Annotated in this window: 15 protein-coding genes; 7 read left to right on the forward strand and 8 right to left on the reverse strand. The window is 66.8% G+C overall.

Annotated features, from left to right (window positions below; translation table 11 throughout):
- The first annotated feature begins 67 nt into the window (after positions 1-67).
- Genes AC0IZS_RS23250 through AC0IZS_RS23265 form a run of 4 tightly spaced genes read left to right on the forward strand, consistent with a single transcriptional unit; the run spans position 68 to position 6,295 of the window.
- Positions 68-1,222, forward strand: a complete 1,155-nt coding sequence (locus AC0IZS_RS23250) for an Acg family FMN-binding oxidoreductase (protein WP_471637816.1) — start codon at positions 68-70, stop codon at positions 1,220-1,222.
- Positions 1,219-4,005 (forward strand): cation-translocating P-type ATPase, encoded by a 2,787-nt coding sequence (locus tag AC0IZS_RS23255; RefSeq protein ID WP_471637817.1) that lies wholly within the window; start codon positions 1,219-1,221, stop codon positions 4,003-4,005. The genes AC0IZS_RS23250 and AC0IZS_RS23255 overlap by 4 nt, the downstream gene beginning before the upstream one ends.
- The gene (locus AC0IZS_RS23260; RefSeq protein ID WP_471637818.1) at positions 4,002-5,549 is read left to right on the forward strand and encodes an SLC13 family permease; all 1,548 of its coding nucleotides are present in this window, start codon (positions 4,002-4,004) and stop codon (positions 5,547-5,549) included. Before AC0IZS_RS23255 ends, AC0IZS_RS23260 begins: the two co-directional genes overlap by 4 nt.
- A gap of 2 nt (positions 5,550-5,551) precedes the next feature.
- Entirely contained in the window at positions 5,552-6,295 is a 744-nt protein-coding gene (locus AC0IZS_RS23265; protein ID WP_471637819.1) for a YoaK family protein, read from the forward strand.
- 270 nt (positions 6,296-6,565) lie between these two features.
- On the opposite strand, the gene AC0IZS_RS23270 is transcribed toward AC0IZS_RS23265, so the two are convergent.
- From AC0IZS_RS23270 to AC0IZS_RS23300, 7 genes are all read right to left on the reverse strand, one after another.
- A complete protein-coding gene (locus tag AC0IZS_RS23270) occupies positions 6,566-6,898 on the reverse strand; it encodes a chaperone modulator CbpM (RefSeq protein ID WP_471637820.1) in 333 nt (110 codons plus the stop codon).
- Positions 6,879-7,808, reverse strand: coding sequence for a DnaJ C-terminal domain-containing protein (locus tag AC0IZS_RS23275; RefSeq protein WP_471637821.1), 930 nt, complete (start codon positions 7,806-7,808; stop codon positions 6,879-6,881). The genes AC0IZS_RS23270 and AC0IZS_RS23275 overlap by 20 nt, the downstream gene beginning before the upstream one ends.
- Before the next feature lie 28 nt (positions 7,809-7,836).
- On the reverse strand, positions 7,837-8,244 hold the full coding sequence (locus AC0IZS_RS23280) for a TraR/DksA family transcriptional regulator (RefSeq protein ID WP_471637822.1): 408 nt from the start codon (positions 8,242-8,244) through the stop codon (positions 7,837-7,839).
- A 96-nt stretch (positions 8,245-8,340) separates the two neighbouring features.
- The gene (locus AC0IZS_RS23285; RefSeq protein WP_471637823.1) at positions 8,341-9,465 is read right to left on the reverse strand and encodes a sensor histidine kinase; all 1,125 of its coding nucleotides are present in this window, start codon (positions 9,463-9,465) and stop codon (positions 8,341-8,343) included.
- 121 nt (positions 9,466-9,586) lie between these two features.
- On the reverse strand, positions 9,587-10,387 hold the full coding sequence (locus AC0IZS_RS23290; protein ID WP_471637824.1) for a diguanylate cyclase domain-containing protein: 801 nt from the start codon (positions 10,385-10,387) through the stop codon (positions 9,587-9,589).
- Positions 10,387-11,862 (reverse strand): ATPase domain-containing protein, encoded by a 1,476-nt coding sequence (locus AC0IZS_RS23295; RefSeq protein ID WP_471637825.1) that lies wholly within the window; start codon positions 11,860-11,862, stop codon positions 10,387-10,389. Before AC0IZS_RS23295 ends, AC0IZS_RS23290 begins: the two co-directional genes overlap by 1 nt.
- Positions 11,863-11,870: 8 nt before the next feature.
- A complete protein-coding gene (locus AC0IZS_RS23300; protein WP_471637826.1) occupies positions 11,871-12,269 on the reverse strand; it encodes a hypothetical protein in 399 nt (132 codons plus the stop codon).
- A gap of 409 nt (positions 12,270-12,678) precedes the next feature.
- Between AC0IZS_RS23300 and AC0IZS_RS23305 the strand changes: the two genes are divergently transcribed.
- The 3 genes from AC0IZS_RS23305 (at position 12,679) to AC0IZS_RS23315 (ending at position 14,821) form a co-directional block, all read left to right on the forward strand.
- The gene (locus AC0IZS_RS23305) at positions 12,679-13,347 is read left to right on the forward strand and encodes a Crp/Fnr family transcriptional regulator (RefSeq protein WP_471639563.1); all 669 of its coding nucleotides are present in this window, start codon (positions 12,679-12,681) and stop codon (positions 13,345-13,347) included.
- 155 nt (positions 13,348-13,502) lie between these two features.
- The gene (locus AC0IZS_RS23310) at positions 13,503-14,174 is read left to right on the forward strand and encodes a Crp/Fnr family transcriptional regulator (protein ID WP_471637827.1); all 672 of its coding nucleotides are present in this window, start codon (positions 13,503-13,505) and stop codon (positions 14,172-14,174) included.
- A 278-nt stretch (positions 14,175-14,452) separates the two neighbouring features.
- A complete protein-coding gene (locus AC0IZS_RS23315; RefSeq protein ID WP_057265395.1) occupies positions 14,453-14,821 on the forward strand; it encodes a DUF1428 domain-containing protein in 369 nt (122 codons plus the stop codon).
- Positions 14,822-14,901: 80 nt separating this feature from the next.
- Here the strand turns inward: AC0IZS_RS23315 and AC0IZS_RS23320 are convergent, their stop codons facing one another.
- Positions 14,902-15,462: a GNAT family N-acetyltransferase gene (locus AC0IZS_RS23320; RefSeq protein WP_471637828.1), complete on the reverse strand. Its 561-nt coding sequence runs from the start codon at positions 15,460-15,462 to the stop codon at positions 14,902-14,904.
- Positions 15,463-15,593: the final 131 nt, after the last annotated feature.

Raw genomic sequence — 15,593 nt, forward strand, 5'->3', positions numbered from 1 at the left:
GACCCCGCCGTGCAATGGATCGCCAGGTGACGGCGTCTTGGCCAGCGGGCCCAACAAGGAACTTGCCATGCATCGACGCCAATTCGCCAGGGTGACCGGTGGCGCGGCCCTCATGGCCGCAGCGGCTGCTTCGGCGGGCTGCAGCCAGCCCATGCCCCCGGCCGCGATCGCGCCATGGCAGGGCCCCGGGCAGGAGGCCGATGTCCGCCGGTGGATCCTGGGCTACGCCATCCTTGCGCCGCACTCCCACAACCTGCAGTCGTGGCGCGTGGACCTCGGCACGCCCGGCGAGATGCTGCTGCGCTGCGACCTGCATCGCCTGCTGCCTGCCTCCGATCCTTTCTCGCGCCAGACCATGATGAGCCACGGCACATTTTTGGAGCTGCTCGACATGGCGGCGCGCGAGCGCGGGCTGCGCGCTGATATCACACTGTTTCCCGAAGGCGAGTTCGCGCCAGGGCAGGTGGACCAGCGCCCCGTGGCGCGCGTGCGGCTCCTGCCGGACCCGGCGGTGCAGAAAGACCCGCTGTTCGCCCATGTCCTGCAGCGCCGCACCAACCGCCAGCTGTATGACATCCAGCGCCCGGTGCCGGCCGCCGCATGGCAGGCCATGGCCGACGCCGTCGCCCCCCATCCATCGCGGTTGGGCTTCGTCGGCATGGACCAGGCCGGGCTGATGGCCCAACACCGCGACATCGCGGCGCAGGCATGGCGCATCGAGATGGTCACGCCGCGCGTGGTGCTCGAAACCTACCAGGTGCTGCGGGTAGGGGCTGCCGAAATCGAAAAGCACCGCGACGGCCTCTACCTGCTGGACCCCAAGGTCGTGTGGCTCAATCGTTTCGGGCTGTTTGACCGCAGCAAGGCCTCGGCCCCCGATGACTACGCCACCACCAGCCAGATCGAGGACTTCGGCAAGAAGCTGGCCTCCACGCCTGCCTTCCTGTGGATGGTGACCGAGGGCAATGACCGCCGCACGCAGATTGGCGCCGGGCGCGCCTATGTGCGGGTGCAACTCGCTGCCACCGCACAGGGGCTGGCGATGCAGCCCCTGCAGCAGGCCCTGCAGGAATACCCCGAACAGGCCGCCCCCCATGCCCGCATCAGGCGCCTGCTCGGCGCGCCAGGGCCGGCGCAAACGGTGCAGATGTGGGCGCGCGTGGGCTATGCCCCGCCGGTCGATCCGGCGCCCCGCCGGGGCGTTCCGGCGCTGTTCGCATGACAGTGCCGCCACCGCCGGACTTTACGACCCAGAAGGCCGACGACCTGGCCAAGATACTGGGTACCGATCTGCAGCGCGGGCTTTCCGTGCAGGAAGCAGCGACGCGCCTTGCCCGGGACGGCCCCAACGCACTCCAGGCCACCCCGCGCACCGCCGCCTGGCGCCGCCTGTTGTCGCAGTTCCAGGACCCCCTCATTTACCTGCTGCTGGGCGCGATTGTGGTGTCGCTGCTGGCATGGGTGTTCGAGGGCCTGCACGGCTGGCCGGTGGATGCCATCGTCGTCACGGCCATCGTCCTGCTCAACGGGGTGCTGGGCCATGTGCAGGAAGCCAAGGCGCACGACGCCGTGGCAGCGCTGGCGCGCATGAGCGCGCCCACCGCCTCGGTGGTGCGCGGCGGCCAGGTGCAGCGGGTGCCAAGCGCGGGTTTGGTCAAGGGCGACCTGCTGGTGCTGGCCGAGGGCGATGCCACGCCCGCCGATGCGCGCCTGGTGCGCGCGGCCGCCCTGCGCATGCAGGAAAGCTCGCTCACGGGCGAGAGCGAGGCCGTGCTCAAGGACCCCGCGCCCTTGCCCGGCCCCGCTGCCCTGGGCGACCAGCTGAACATGGTGTTCAAGGGCACCTTTGTTGCCCAGGGCAGCGGCAGCGCACTGGTCGTCGCCACCGGCATGGCCACGCAGATGGGCTCGATTGCCGGCATGCTGGCCGCCACGGTGGAGCAGCCCACGCCGCTCGAAAAGGAAATCGTCCACATCGGGCGCATGCTGGGCGTGGCCGTGCTGGCCGTCGCCGCCGTGGTGGTGGGCACCATCTTGCTCATCTCCCGGCCCGACAGCATGGCCGAGGTCGTCGGCGTGCTGCTGCTGGGCGTGGCCCTGGCGGTCGCGGCCGTGCCCGAGGGGCTGCCGGCCATCCTCTCGGTGGTGCTGGCCCTGGGGGTGCAGCGCATGGCCGCGCACCACGCCATCATCAAGAACCTGTCGTCGGTGGAGACGCTGGGCGCCACCTCGGTCATCTGCACCGACAAGACCGGCACGCTCACGCGCTCGGAAATGACGGTGGTGCGCATCGTGACCGCCTCCGGTACCACGGACGTCACGGGCGTGGGCTATGCGCCCGAAGGGGAGGTGCAATGGGCCGGCACGCGCTTGCAGCCGGGCCCGCTGCATGCCGAACAGGTGGTGCTGCTCGGCGGCGGCAGCCTGGCGGGCAACGCATCGCTGCAGCAGGCCGACAACGGCGCGTGGCAGGTCCACGGCGACCCCACCGAGGCCGCGTTCCTGGTGGCCGAGCACAAACTGGGCGTCACCGCGCGGCGCAAGCAGCGGTTCGAGCGCATTGCGGAGCACCCCTTCACCTCCGAGCGCAAGCGCATGTCCACCATCGAGCGGGACCTGGAGCATGGCGGCGAGCGGGTGCTCGTCTGCAAGGGCGCGCCCGACGTGCTGCTGGGCCTGTGCAGCCACGCCCGGGTGGGGATGGACGTGGTCGCACTCGACGCCACCTTGCGCGCGAAGATCCTGGCCGATGTGGACACCCTGTCCGGCGATGCCCTGCGCACGCTGGCGGTGGCCTACCGCCCCCTGGGCGCGCACGAGGACCTGCAAGAGGTGGATGCGCTGGAGCGCGGCCTCATCTTCGTGGGCACGGCGGGCATCATCGACCCCCCGCGCGAAGAGGCGGCGGTGGCGATCCGCGAGGCACGCCGGGCCGGCATCCGCGTCATCATGATCACCGGCGACCACCCGCGCACGGCGGCACGCATCGCGGCCGACCTGGGGCTGGTGCCGCCCGGCGCCCCGGCGCTCACCGGGGCCGAGCTCGATGCGCTGGACGTTGCGGGCTTTGCCCAGGCGGTGCGCCACACCTCGGTCTTCGCCCGCGTGGCGCCCGCGCACAAGCTGCGCATCGTGGCCGCCCTGCAGGCCGACGGCCACATCGTCGCGATGACGGGTGACGGCGTGAACGATGCCCCCGCGCTCAAGGCCGCCGACATCGGCGTGGCCATGGGCGTGACCGGCACCGAGGTGGCCAAGGGCGCGGCCCGCATGGTGCTGGCCGACGACAACTTCGCCACCATCATCGAAGCGGTGCGCGAGGGGCGCGGCATCTTCGACAACATCCGCAAGTTCCTGCGCTACCTGCTGTCGTCCAACATGGGCGAGGTGCTGACCGTGTTCCTGGGCGTGGTGGGGGCCGGCGTCATCGGCCTGACCGTGCCCGGCGGCGCGCTGGTGCTGCCGCTGCTGGCCACGCAGATCCTGTGGCTGAACCTGATCACCGACTCCTGGCCCGCGCTGGCGATGGGCATGGACCCCACCAGCGACGACGCCATGGCGCGCAAGCCCCGCCACCCGGGCGAGCGGGTGATCGACGCCGCCATGTGGTGGGGCGTGGTGCAGATCGGTGTGGTGGTGGCCCTGGCCACCCTGCTCACCATGGACATGTACCTGCCGGGCGGCCTGATCGAGGGCGAGCGCGACCTGGCCAATGCCCGCACCGCAGGCTTCACCGTGCTGGTCTTCGCCCACCTGTTCAACTGCTTCAACGCCCGCTCCGAGACCGCGAGCGCGTTCGCCAACCTGGCCACCAACCCCTGGCTGTGGGGGGCGGTGGCGCTGTCCGCCCTGCTGCAGGTGGGGGTGGTGCACCTGCAGGTCTTGAACCTGGCCTTTGGCACCGCGCCGTTGTCGCCAGACCAGTGGCTGGTGTGTGCCGCGATGGGCAGCGCGGTGCTGTGGTTCAGCGAACTGCGCAAGCTGCTCACAAGGAAACGAGCATGAAACCCGCCGCGCCCACCCTCCCTGACCTCGCGCCCGGGCTGCCCGTGCCACCCGAACCTCCCGCTCCGGGCCGGCACCTGGTGCGGACGGCCGGGCTGTTTCTGGCCGTGGCCGCGCTCCTTGCCGTGTTGTGGATGCCTGCGGCGCAGGGCCTGCCGCCGGCCGGCCAGGCCATGCTGGCGATCCTGGCGTTTGCCGTCATCGTCTGGATGACCGAGGCGCTGGACTACGCGGTGAGCGCCGTGGTCATCGGCGCCCTGATGATCTTCCTGCTGGCCGCCGTGCCCGATGCGGCCCGACCTGCCGGCGCAGCCATGGGGACGGGCGCGGCGCTGGGCCTGACCCTCTCGGGCTTTTCGAACAGTGCCGTGGCGCTGGTGGCGGCCGCCTGCTTCATCGCGGCGGCCATGACGGCCACCGGCCTCGACCGGCGCATCGCGCTGCTGGTGCTGTCCCGCGTCGATGCGCGCACCAACCACATCGTCATCGGCGCCATGGGGGTGGGCTTTCTGCTGTCGTTCATCGTGCCCAGCACAACCGCGCGCGTGGCGTGCCTGGTGCCCATCATGATGGGCTTCATCCTGGCCTTCCAGGTGGACAAGCGCAGCCGCTTCGCCGGCCTGCTGGTCATCACCGCCGCGCAGACCGCCAGCGTGTGGAACGTGGGCATCAAGACCGCCGCCGCGCAGAACATGGTGGCCATCGGCTTCATCGAAAAGCAATTGCAGGCCAGCATCACCTGGCTCGAATGGTTCATGGCCGGAGCCCCGTTCTCCGCACTGCTGAGCATTGCTGTCTATTTCATCATGACGCGCATGATGAAGCCCGAGATGAAGGAGATCGCGGGCGGCCAGGCCACGATACGGCGGCAGCTCGACCTGATCGGCAAGACGAGCGCTAGAGAGTGGAAGCTGCTGGCCATCGTGCTGGTGCTGCTGGGCTTCTGGGCGACCGAGAAGGTGCTGCACGACTTCGACACCTCGTCCACCACCATTGCGGCGATTGCCCTGATGCTGCTGCCGCGCCTGGGCGTCATGGACTGGAAAGAGTCCCAGCGCGGCTTTCCCTGGGGCACGGTGGTGCTGTTCGCGGTCGGCATCAGCATCGGCACGGCCCTGCTCAAGACCCAGGCCGCCGGGTGGCTGGCCCACCTCATCGTGCAGAACCTGGGCCTGCAGCAGGCCAGCGCGTTCGCCATCCTGATGCTGCTGTCGCTGTTCCTGATCGTGATCCACCTGGGGTTCGCGAGCGCCACGGCGCTGGCATCCACCATGATCCCCATTATCATGAGCGTGCTCCTGGCGGTGCAGACCCCGGGCATCAACGTGGTCGGCATGACCATGCTGCTGCAGTTCGTGGTGAGCTTTGGCTTCATCCTGCCCGTCAACGCACCCCAGAACATGATTGCCTATGGCACCGGTACCTTTGATGCCCGCGACTTCGTGCGCACCGGCATCGCCATCACGCTGGCGGCCGCTGCCTTGCTGGTGCTCTTCTCGCTGACCTATTGGCCGTGGATGGGGTACATGACCCATCCCGTCTGACAATGCCCTGGATTTTCCTGAACAATCTCACAGGCCGGGAACGCACCCGGCGCACCAATCGGCAACTGGGTGGCTTGCTGGCCTTTGTCGCCGGCGCCATCAACGCCGGAGGGTTCCTGGCGGTGCAGCGCTATACCTCGCACATGACAGGCATTGTGTCGGCCATCGCCGACGACCTGGTGCTCGGTCATTTCGTCCTGGCGTTCGCGGGCGCGGCCTGTCTGCTCGCCTTCGTTGCCGGAGCCGGCACCACGGCAGTGCTTGTCCATTGGGCCCGGGGGCGGGGCTTGCAGGGCGAGTTTGCCTTGCCCCTCGTTGCCGAGGCCTCCCTGCTGCTGGTTTTTGGCGTGCTCGGGGCCAACCTCAACACACTGGTCGGGTTCTTTGTGCCGACCACGGTGCTGTTGCTATGTTTCATCATGGGGCTGCAGAACGCGATCATCACCAAGATCTCGCGGGCCGAGATCCGCACCACCCACATGACCGGCGTGATCACCGACCTGGGCATCGAACTGGGGCGGCTGGTCTACTGGAACCGTGGCCACAGACAAGGGGGGCCGGTCCTTGCCGACCAGGACAGGCTGACCGTTCTCTCCATGGTCCTCGCGCTGTTCCTTGCGGGCGGCGTCATTGGTGCGGCCAGCTTCCAGGCGTTCGGCTACATCGCCGTGCTGCCGATCGTGGTCGTGCTGGCCACGATTTCAGGCGCACCACTGCTTGCAGACCTCCGAAAGCTCGCCCGCTGAGAGTCCGCAAGCCATTGTCCGCAGAGGGCACTGCTGCGCGTGCAGCGCGGGGGCACCATCACGGGCGCCATGTCCCCACAGCCGCATCGACGGCCTCCTGAGCTGTCATCGACGCCCTGTCACCAGTGTCCCGAGTTGGAAGTTCGTTGAAGAAAGCAATCTGCCGAAATCACTGTCAGGCCAGGCGCAAAGCACAGCCATGCTGGGAGCATGGCGAGCATTTGCAACGACGCATGGCGGGGATTGGCGGTAGATTGATTCAACGAATTTCTAACTCGGGACACTGGGACGCGGCACCATGCCTTCCAGTGTCCTGACGCGATGGGTGAGAACCTCGATGCGCTGCAGCCCATCCATCAGCAGCACCACGGTGAAGATATCGAGGTCATAGGTGACGCGCAGCTTGACCGCCGCCCTCAGGGGGACGACACACTCCGCGCTGAAGTGCAGCTCCGCCTGCTCCGAGGCGATTGGCGCAATGGCACCGTACTCGACCAGTTCTGCCAGCTCTTGCGCGGTCAGCCCGCTCGCGCGGGACAGGTCGGACAGGCTCACCGTTGCGCGCTGGTCCAGCCATTGCCAGTCATGTGCTTGTGGGGCCATGGGCATGCTCCAGGGTCGTTGCTTCACGTGGGTTGAAATGCGATGCACTCGCCAGTTCGCGAAACAGCTCCTGCTCACGGGCAGAAAGCGCCTTCGGGATCTCCAGATGCACCACGGCGTAGAAGTCTCCGCGCCCGCCCTGGCCATTGGCCAGGCCTTGCCCGCGCACCCTGAGCTTGCGGGCGTGGCGGGTGCCCGCGGGTACCGTCAGCAGCATGGGGTTGCCCAGGGTGGGTATCTCCACCTGCGCCCCCAGGGCCGCCTCCCAGGGGCTGAGTGCCAGGTTGAAGTACAGGTCATGCTGTTGCACCTGGAACAGCGCGTGCGGCGCCAGCGCAATGTGCAGGTAGATGTCCCCGCTCGGGCCGCCCTGGTGCCCTTGGCCACCTTGCCCACGCAGGCGCAGCTTCTGGCCATCGCGCACGCCCGCTGGAATGGTCACTTCCAGCGCACGCCCGGTGCCGCCGTCGTCCAGCTCCAGGGTGAGCCGGGTTCCCTGGTGCGCCTGCTCCAGGCTGATCTGCACTGTGGTGTCGAAATCCCGGCCAGGCACCGGGGCACGATCACCCTGGCGACCCGCCCGCCTGTGCCCCATGGCCGCCAGCAGGTCGGCCAGGTCCATGTCCGCGAATGTGGGGCCGTTGCTGCCAGCATGGCGTTCCCAAGCGGGCGGTGGCGGAAACTCGTCGCCCGGGGCGTGCTTGCCGATGTCGTCGTAGGCACTGCGCTTTTCGGCATCCTTGAGGGTCACATAGGCTTCTGCCAGCTCCTTGAATTTCGACTCGGCATCAGCGTCTTTTGATAGATCAGGATGGTACTGGCGGGCCAGCTTGCGGTAGGCCTTTTTGATCTGCTCGAGCGTGGCATCGCGAGGTACTCCCAGAGTGTCGTAATAGTCTTTGTATTTCATGGGGTGCCGCGGGCCTTGGGGTAGGGACTCATGTCACCGCAATCGGGTGGGCCAGCATCCTTTGGCTGCGCTCGTGGCGGCTTTCGCAGGCCACGCAGCGCGGTGCCTGGGGTTCAAGGCACAGCCGCTGGAACGGGATGGCTGCCATGCAGTCGATGCACAGGCCGTACTCCCTGTCATGGATGCGTTGCAAGGCACTGACCACCGCATTGAACTCCTTGCTGTGCATGGCAGACAGCACGCCTTCGACCGTGCGGTGGTCCGCCCGTTGCGGTGCGTCGTCCGCATCGTGCGCGAGGGCCTGGTGGGCCGGGTCCACCCGCGACAGACCCTGCCGGTGCAAGGCCTGCAGCACCTGCATCTCGGTGCGGCGCGCTTGCAGAAGATGGGCCAGGGTTGCACGCTGGGTGCGGGACAGGTGGGCTATGGTATTCATGTCATGGTCCGGTGCGGGTCCGTCTCGCAACATAGCCAGGGGGGCGGATGCCGTCTGTGCGCTGGCGGACGCAAGGGTGGCTGCGCCCTGCCGTGCCTACGGCAGGGCGTGCCGTGGCAGCGAAATCGTGAAGACGCAGCCTGAGCCCGGAACATCGCGCACGGTCAGGGTGCCGTGGTCGGCTTCGATGCTTTGGCGGGCAATGGACAGCCCCAGTCCCAGTCCGGCGCGGCTGTCATCGTTCTGCCGGAACGGGATGAACATCCTGGCGGCACCCCCCGCAGGCAGGCCGCCGCAGTGGTCCTCGACGTCCATGAGGACCTGGTCCCCGAAGGCATGGGTGGTCAACGTCACCACTGTGTTTTCGTGCGTGTACTTGAAGGCGTTCTGCAGCAGGTTGGCCAGCGCGGCATGCAGCAGGTCGCGGTTGGCTTCGACGGCCAGAGCAGGGTCCACCGCATTGACTTGCAGCACAGCGCCCTGGAGGCCCACGTCCAGGCGCGCAGCCAGTTCGACGTCGGAGATGAAGGCGGCAACGGAAAACGTTTGGCGCTGGTCCGAGCCCTCGCCGCGCACTTCGGCCGTGGCCCTGCTGATCAGCAGCCCGAGTGTGGACAGGCTGCGCTTGAGCACTGCGCCAGTAGCGCCGCTGATGGCCATCTGGCCCAGTTCCAGCGCCCGCACCGCCAGGGTGGCCGTTCCCAGGGCATTGCGCAGCTCGTGCACCAGAAATCCGAGGCGTTGCTTTTCGCCAGCGAGCTGTTGCACGGACAACTGCGCATCGCGCTGAACGCTGAACTCCGTCACCGCGTCGGCGATGGCGTTGTCCAGGCACCGGTTCAAGGTGCGGAACTCCACCACGGCAAAGGGCGCATCCCGCTCGAACGCCAGGTCGGTGATGGCCTGGCACAGGTCGCCGTAGTCGTGAACCACCTGGTCGACGGTGTAACCCAGCAGCAGCAGCTCCTTGCCGTGCGCGGTGGCGCTCACGCCGATTTCGGACAGTGCCAGCGCGTCGCCGCCCGACGGGCCCGAGATGGCTGTGCTCGTCGCGGCATCGTCATCGTTCTCCGCTGCGAGCGTGCGGGTGAGCTGGTCCAGGAACATGGGCACCCCATGGGCCAGTTGCTGGTCGGTGGCCTGGCGCCGGGGCCGCTCGGCCACCTTGCGCTTGCACCGTGCGATCAGTTCGTCGCGGTTGTTGGACAGGAAGCGGTGCATGGAAAACTCCAGATCAGGCACGGTGTGGATGGACAGGGCGGCAGCTCGTGCTTTGGGAGGCCAGGAGGCCAGCACCCATCCGCTGCCTCGCGCATCGCCCCTGCCTTCGACGGGCCTTGATTCAGGGTGGAGGCGGAGATTCTTCTTCCTTGGTTTTCTTCGCCCGGTACATGGCTGCGTCTGCACGGACCATCAGGTCCTCCAGCTCCAGACCATCCTCCGGGTAGACGCACACGCCGATGCTGGCAGAAATGACGAGCTGCTCGTCTCCCAGCGTCATCGGCATGGCAATGGCGGCGGCCACCTTGTCGGACACCAGGTTGACGTCCGACACGTCGGCGATGTCCGTCAGCAGGATCACGAACTCGTCCCCGCCATAGCGGCTCACGGTGTCCACGTCCCGGATCGAGGCTTCCATGCAGCGGGCGGTCTGTTGCAGTACCGTGTCTCCCGCAGCATGGCCCAGGGTGTCGTTGATGGACTTGAACTTGTCCAGGTCGATGAACAGCAGACCCAGGCGGGTGTGGTGCCGCTTGGCGTGCGCGATGGCCTGTACGAAGCGGTCGTTCAGCAGTGCGCGGTTGGGCAGCTGCGTGAGCCCGTCGAGCTCCGCCGAGCGCGTCAGCGCGGTCAGCTCCTGCGTGACCTGCTCTGCATCGGCCTGGCTTTGCAGGGCGCTGATGACCAGGTGCGCGTTGGCCTCCACCAGGTGCTGGTTGGGGCCTGGATCGACCAGCGCCTTGGCGTCTTCCAGCTCGGTGTGCAGGTCGGACAGCAGGCCGCGCGCGTTGTCGATCTGCAGCACCAGTTCGTTCAGCTCCTGCGAGGCGATGCGCAGGTCCGTGGCCACCAGTGCCATGGCATGGACCACCGGCGCAGCCTGCAGGTCCTGCGCGCTCTGATCAGTGTCTGGCTGCGGCATCAGCGGGCTCCCTGCGTGGCGGCCGCGCGCGGGGCCGATTGGCGTGTGGGGCGTGGGCCCAGCAAGCCCTCGTAGCCCGCCATGCGGTCTTCGATGTGCAGACCATCGTCGTCGATGCGGAACAGGTGCATTGCGTCGGAGTGCGCGCTGGCGCGAATCTTCACGACCGCGATCATGCGGCGCAGCCGGCTGTCGATCTCGATGTAGCGCTGCACGATGATGGCATCGGTCAGAAAGGCCGTGCCGTAGGGGCTGAAGCGCAAGTCGGTGTAGCGGTCTTCCAGCTCCGACGTCATGAGCACCGTGACCCCCTTGCGGGCCAGTGCGGTGACCATGCGCGACAGCGATTCGCGAAAGTCGTCCCTGAACGTGGGGGCCAGCGCCAGCTCGAACCCCGAGAGCGAATCGATCACCACGCGGGTCGCTTTCAGGCGCTCTATTTCGGCAACGAGCAGGTGTACGATCTCTTCGATGGACAGGTCGGGCGCGCGGCTGTCCACGATGCCGACCTTGCCTTGTGCGATGAGCGCTGCGATTACCGGGTTGCGCGAGCCGCTGGGCTGCTGCTCGAAGGCCCCGATCACACCGGTTTCACCCTGCCGGGCGCCTTCGGCCAGGAAGGCGGCCGCCAGGATGCTCTTGCCCGAGCCGGAGGGCCCGGCCACCAGCACCGAATAGCCCCGCGGCAGGCCCCCGCCCAGCATGGCATCGAGCTCGTGTACCCCGATGGACAGGCGGTTGTCGTGGGTCGCCTGCACCGTAGGCGCATCGGACGTCTGAAGTTCCTGCCCTGCGGGCGCAAAGACGCGGATGCCCCCCTGGTCGATGCGAAAGGTGTGCAGGCCCGGCAGCGTGGACTGACCGCGCATCTTCACTATCTCCAGCTTTCGCACCATGGAGTTGCGCAGCACGCTCTGGCGCAGCCAGAACAACCCGTCGGCCACGGTACACACTGGATTGGCGTCCGTTTCGTTGAAATACTCGCCGATCAGGAAGGTCGTGGCCTGCCAGCTCGTCATCAGCATGCCCAACTGGTGAACGAAGAGCTGGAGCTCGGACTGTGACTTTCCCAGCACCTGATTAGCCAGTACCACGGAGCGGAACGAGTCGACAAAGACCAGCGCCGGGTTTTGCTTTTGTACCTCCTCGGTGATGCGCCACAGCACGGTGTCCAGGTCGCCTTCCACGGTGGCGTCGGAGAGGTTGATGAACCGGATGGCGTGGTTCACCTTCTCGCTGTCGAAGAACCCGAACTGCTGCTGGTAGCGCAGCATCTTCAGCGGCGGCTCGCCCAGCACCGTGAAGTACAGGGCAGGGCGCTCGGGCGTTGCCAGCGCAAACATCATCTGGTGCGCCAGCGTGGTCTTGCCCGACCCTGGCTGGCCGGCGATCAGGTTGAAGGAGAACTCCGAGAGGCCGCCGCCCAGCACCTCGTCCAGTCCGGGCACCCCGGTGGCCAGTTGCCTGATCGTCATTTTGCTCTTCATGTCTGGGAGTCCTGCGCGGGCGAGCCGCTGAAGATGGGGGACCATGCGGAGCCAAGCAGCCGCTGGGAGAGGGCGCTTCCAATCAGGCTGTCCAGCAGCTCACGGAAGGTTTGCAGCGATGCATCGGTGGCGGCCGCCGCTGCATCCGGGTCCTGCTGTGCGAGCACGCGCCGCAGGCGCTTGAAGCCCACGGGCTCGTCACTTTCGTGGGCCTCGATCAGGCAAGGATGCGCGCTGCCGGCCACGTTCAGGGTGCGGCGGTACAGCGCGGCCACCCCCCGGTGCCCCAGGATCGGGGTCAGAACCTCGACGATCGTTTCCCAGCGGGCCACTGCGGCGGTGGCGACGAACTGTGCCCGCTCTGCGGCTTGTTTTTCCGATTCGTTGGGCTGCATGGGCAGGTCTTTCACTGATGTCCTGGCTTGCAGGCGCGCCTGCATTCGGGGGGTGCATCACGGCTACAGCGGTAGTTTTCAAGGCAGGGTCCGTAACTCCCGAGCGGTGCAACGGTGCTGTCTGAAGCATGGAGGCGCGGTGTGGGCCCGTCCGTGCGCTGTCGCACAAAGCCGCAAAAAATAGAGACACAGCAGCGCAACGGCACAGCGTGCAGCCTTTTTGGCAATTTATTGCCAGTACCCTGGCGCTATGTGCGATACCGTACAGACATTGGGGGACAGATACGCCAGCCTCTAAGGTTGACCAACGCGCGGGTTTTGCCTGCCCCATCGAAATCGTCCCATGAACGGAGCGCCCTTGACCTTGCCCCATCCCGCTTTGCGCAACCAATTGCTGGCAGCCCTGCCCATGGCCGAATGGCTGCGCTGGCTGCCTGATCTGGAGCCGGTGAAGCTGCCTTTGGGAGAAGTGCTCTACGAATCGGGCGGCAACACGCCGTATGTCTACTTCCCCACCAATGCCATCGTCTCGCTGCTCTATGTGCTGGAAGACGGCGCCTCGGCGGAGATCGCCGTGGTGGGCTTCGAGGGAGTGGTAGGCATCTCCATCTTCATGGGCGGCGGTTCCACGCCGAGCCGGGCCGTGGTGCAAAGCGCGGGTTCCGGCTTTCGGCTGCGCGCCGACGTGGTCAAGGAAGAGTTCGCACGCTCGGGCCCGGTCATGCACCTCATGCTGCGCTACACCCAGGCGCTGATCACCCAGATGGCGCAGACGGCCGTGTGCAACCGCCACCATACTCTGGACCAGCAGCTGTGCCGCTGGCTGCTGCTGAGCCTGGACCGCCTGCAGGGCAACCAGCTGGTGATGACGCAGGAGCTGATTGCCAACATGCTCGGCGTGCGGCGCGAAGGCGTGACCGAAGCGGCGCTCAAGCTGCAGAAGGCCGCGCTGATCAGCTACGCGCGCGGGCATATCAGCGTGCTGGACCGCCCGGGGCTCGAAGCACGCACCTGCGAATGCTATGGCGTGGTCAAACCGGAATACGACCGCCTGTTGCCCGGCACCGTCGCAACGTAGTCCTCAACGCCAGCGCCTATGTGCGCTGACAGACAGTCAACCGCCGCTGCAGCTCCCACACTGGCCAACCGCCCCACCATCCGAAGACCAGGCTTGGAGTTGGACAGGCGGCGCCTGACTTTTTCAGGTGCCGCATGACAAGAGCACAGAAGGCCATGGCATCCACCGAAAACCAATTGATAGAGCGGCTTCCCGACGCTGCACGCGAGAAGCTGCTGGACCAGTGCGAGCCGTTCGAACTCACCCTGTCGGCCGAGCTGAGCGCGCCCGGCAGCCCGCTGAGCCACGCCTATTTTCCGCGCGGGGGTTTTGTCTCGCTGGTGGTGGGGGTGGGCATGGTGGGGCGCGAAGCCATGCTCGGGGCCGAACTCATACTGGGTGCCGCCAGCACCCCCTGGCGGGCCCTGGTGCAGGGGGCCGGCGCCAGCTGGCGCATCGGCGCGGCCGCGCTGCGCGCGGAGACCGCCACCAACCCCGCACTGCTGCGGCTGCTGCAGTGCAGCGTGCTGGTGCGGCTGCACCAGCAGGCGACGGCCTCTGCCTGCGAGCGCTACCACACCATCCGCCCGCGCCTGGCGCGCTGGCTGCTGATGAGCCAGGACCGCGCGGGCATGGACTGCTTTCACGTCACCCAGGAGTTTCTGGCCCTGATGCTGGGCGTGCGCCGCGTGGGGGTCACGGTGGCCGCCAGCGAGCTGCAGGACAGCGGCCTGATCTCCTACCGCCGGGGCGAGATGACGGTGCTGGACCGCCAGGGCATGCAGGCCCAGGCCTGCAGCTGCTACGCCGCCGACAAGGCCATCTACACCGAACTCATGGGGACGTGAAGCCCCCGCGAGTCGCTTCGCGCCTTCCTCCGGGGGGACACCCGGGGCGCGGGGCGTTCGCGTGCTCCACCGCAACTTGCCGGGCCCTGGGCACCATGCCGAGGGCGCAGCGGCGCCCGACGTGGCGGGCGTCCTGCAGTGGCATCGCACCCGCACTGGTAAAAAAAACGTGTCTTTCCAGGCGCGTCCTGTCGATTTGACGTACTGTCGTTCGTCGAGTGGGTACGGGGTGCCCACAGGCGGGCACGCCGGATGGTCAACCCAACAGGAGTCAAGACATGTCTTACATCGACGGTTTCGTGATTGCAGTACCCACCGCCAACAAGCAAAAGTTCATCGAGCACGCGCGCAAGCTCGACCCGATATTCATCGAGCTGGGCGCCATCCGTGTGATCGAGGGCTGGGGCGATGACGTCCCCGACGGCAAGGTCACCGATTTCCGCCGCGCGGTGCAGGCCACGGCCGAGGAAACGGTGGCCTTTTCGTGGGTCGAATGGCCAGACAAGGCCACCCGCGACGCGGGCATGAAGAAAATGATGGAAGACCCGCGCATGGATCCGTCTGCACCCGGCAACCCGCCCATGCCCTTCGACGGCAAACGCATGATCTTCGGCGGCTTCGAACAGGTGGTCGAAGTGAAGGCTTGAGCCGCCGACGAAGTCGCGCAGCGCCGCGCCTGCCCGGCAAGGCGAACCAACGACGTTAGACGGTTGAAGGCAAATCCGTATCAGACTGCAATCGCTGTACTCCACTGCGCTTTGAGCAACGCATATTGCAGAAGATCGTGGTGCCGACCTGCCCAGTACCCGGCTTCCCGCTGATGCCCTTCTTGCAGAAAGCCGAGCTTCGCGAGCAGTGCCAGAGACGGCGCGTTGTCAGGGTGTACCTGCGCCTCGATTCGATTGAGTTGCACCTCCCGGAAGCCCCAGGCGATGATTGCCTGGAGCGCTTCTTTTGCGTATCCGTGCCCTTGATGCGCCGGAGCGATTTCGTATCCCACGACACAGGATCTCCAGTTTCGATTCCAGCGAAACAGGCCGCACGTACCCATCAGCCCTGGTCGGTCTTTCAGCTCCATGGCCCAGCGCACTCCGGAGACCGGCTCTTTGCGCCAGCTCGCAAACGTGGCGATGAGCTTTTTGGCGCCATCCAGATCGGCAATCGGATCCGACCCGAACCATCGCATGTGCTCGCGGTCACCATGGATCTGAAGGAGACCTTCGGCATCCGACTCCAGAATCTCACGCAGCGTGAGTCGAGGTGTGTCAAGCGTCGAGAAATCGATCATGGGCTGCCTGCGGTTTCACGCAATGCAGACCTTAAAACCTGCGGGATAAGCGGAGCGATGCGGGAGTTTCTGGACACGGTTTTCTCCTGAAAGTGGCTTGCCGCCGGGGTTGGCAAGCGCAGTGCTGTCTC

The sequence above is a fragment of the Acidovorax sp. AC410 genome (genome assembly GCF_979253235.1).

Bases quoted from the DNA above. Each gene is read 5' to 3' on its own strand.
- AC0IZS_RS23255 (WP_471637817.1), top strand. From the start codon at position 1,219: ATGACAGTGCCGCCACCGCCGGACTTTACGACCCAGAAGGCCGACGAC.
- AC0IZS_RS23320 (WP_471637828.1), bottom strand. From the start codon at position 15,462: ATGATCGATTTCTCGACGCTTGACACACCTCGACTCACGCTGCGTGAG.
- AC0IZS_RS23250 (WP_471637816.1), top strand. From the start codon at position 68: ATGCATCGACGCCAATTCGCCAGGGTGACCGGTGGCGCGGCCCTCATG.
- AC0IZS_RS23290 (WP_471637824.1), bottom strand. From the start codon at position 10,387: ATGCCGCAGCCAGACACTGATCAGAGCGCGCAGGACCTGCAGGCTGCG.
- AC0IZS_RS23300 (WP_471637826.1), bottom strand. From the start codon at position 12,269: ATGCAGCCCAACGAATCGGAAAAACAAGCCGCAGAGCGGGCACAGTTC.
- AC0IZS_RS23270 (WP_471637820.1), bottom strand. From the start codon at position 6,898: ATGGCCCCACAAGCACATGACTGGCAATGGCTGGACCAGCGCGCAACG.
- AC0IZS_RS23305 (WP_471639563.1), top strand. From the start codon at position 12,679: ATGGCCGAATGGCTGCGCTGGCTGCCTGATCTGGAGCCGGTGAAGCTG.
- AC0IZS_RS23265 (WP_471637819.1), top strand. From the start codon at position 5,552: ATGCCCTGGATTTTCCTGAACAATCTCACAGGCCGGGAACGCACCCGG.
- AC0IZS_RS23280 (WP_471637822.1), bottom strand. From the start codon at position 8,244: ATGAATACCATAGCCCACCTGTCCCGCACCCAGCGTGCAACCCTGGCC.
- AC0IZS_RS23285 (WP_471637823.1), bottom strand. From the start codon at position 9,465: ATGCACCGCTTCCTGTCCAACAACCGCGACGAACTGATCGCACGGTGC.
- AC0IZS_RS23275 (WP_471637821.1), bottom strand. From the start codon at position 7,808: ATGAAATACAAAGACTATTACGACACTCTGGGAGTACCTCGCGATGCC.
- AC0IZS_RS23260 (WP_471637818.1), top strand. From the start codon at position 4,002: ATGAAACCCGCCGCGCCCACCCTCCCTGACCTCGCGCCCGGGCTGCCC.
- AC0IZS_RS23310 (WP_471637827.1), top strand. From the start codon at position 13,503: ATGGCATCCACCGAAAACCAATTGATAGAGCGGCTTCCCGACGCTGCA.
- AC0IZS_RS23295 (WP_471637825.1), bottom strand. From the start codon at position 11,862: ATGACGATCAGGCAACTGGCCACCGGGGTGCCCGGACTGGACGAGGTG.
- AC0IZS_RS23315 (WP_057265395.1), top strand. From the start codon at position 14,453: ATGTCTTACATCGACGGTTTCGTGATTGCAGTACCCACCGCCAACAAG.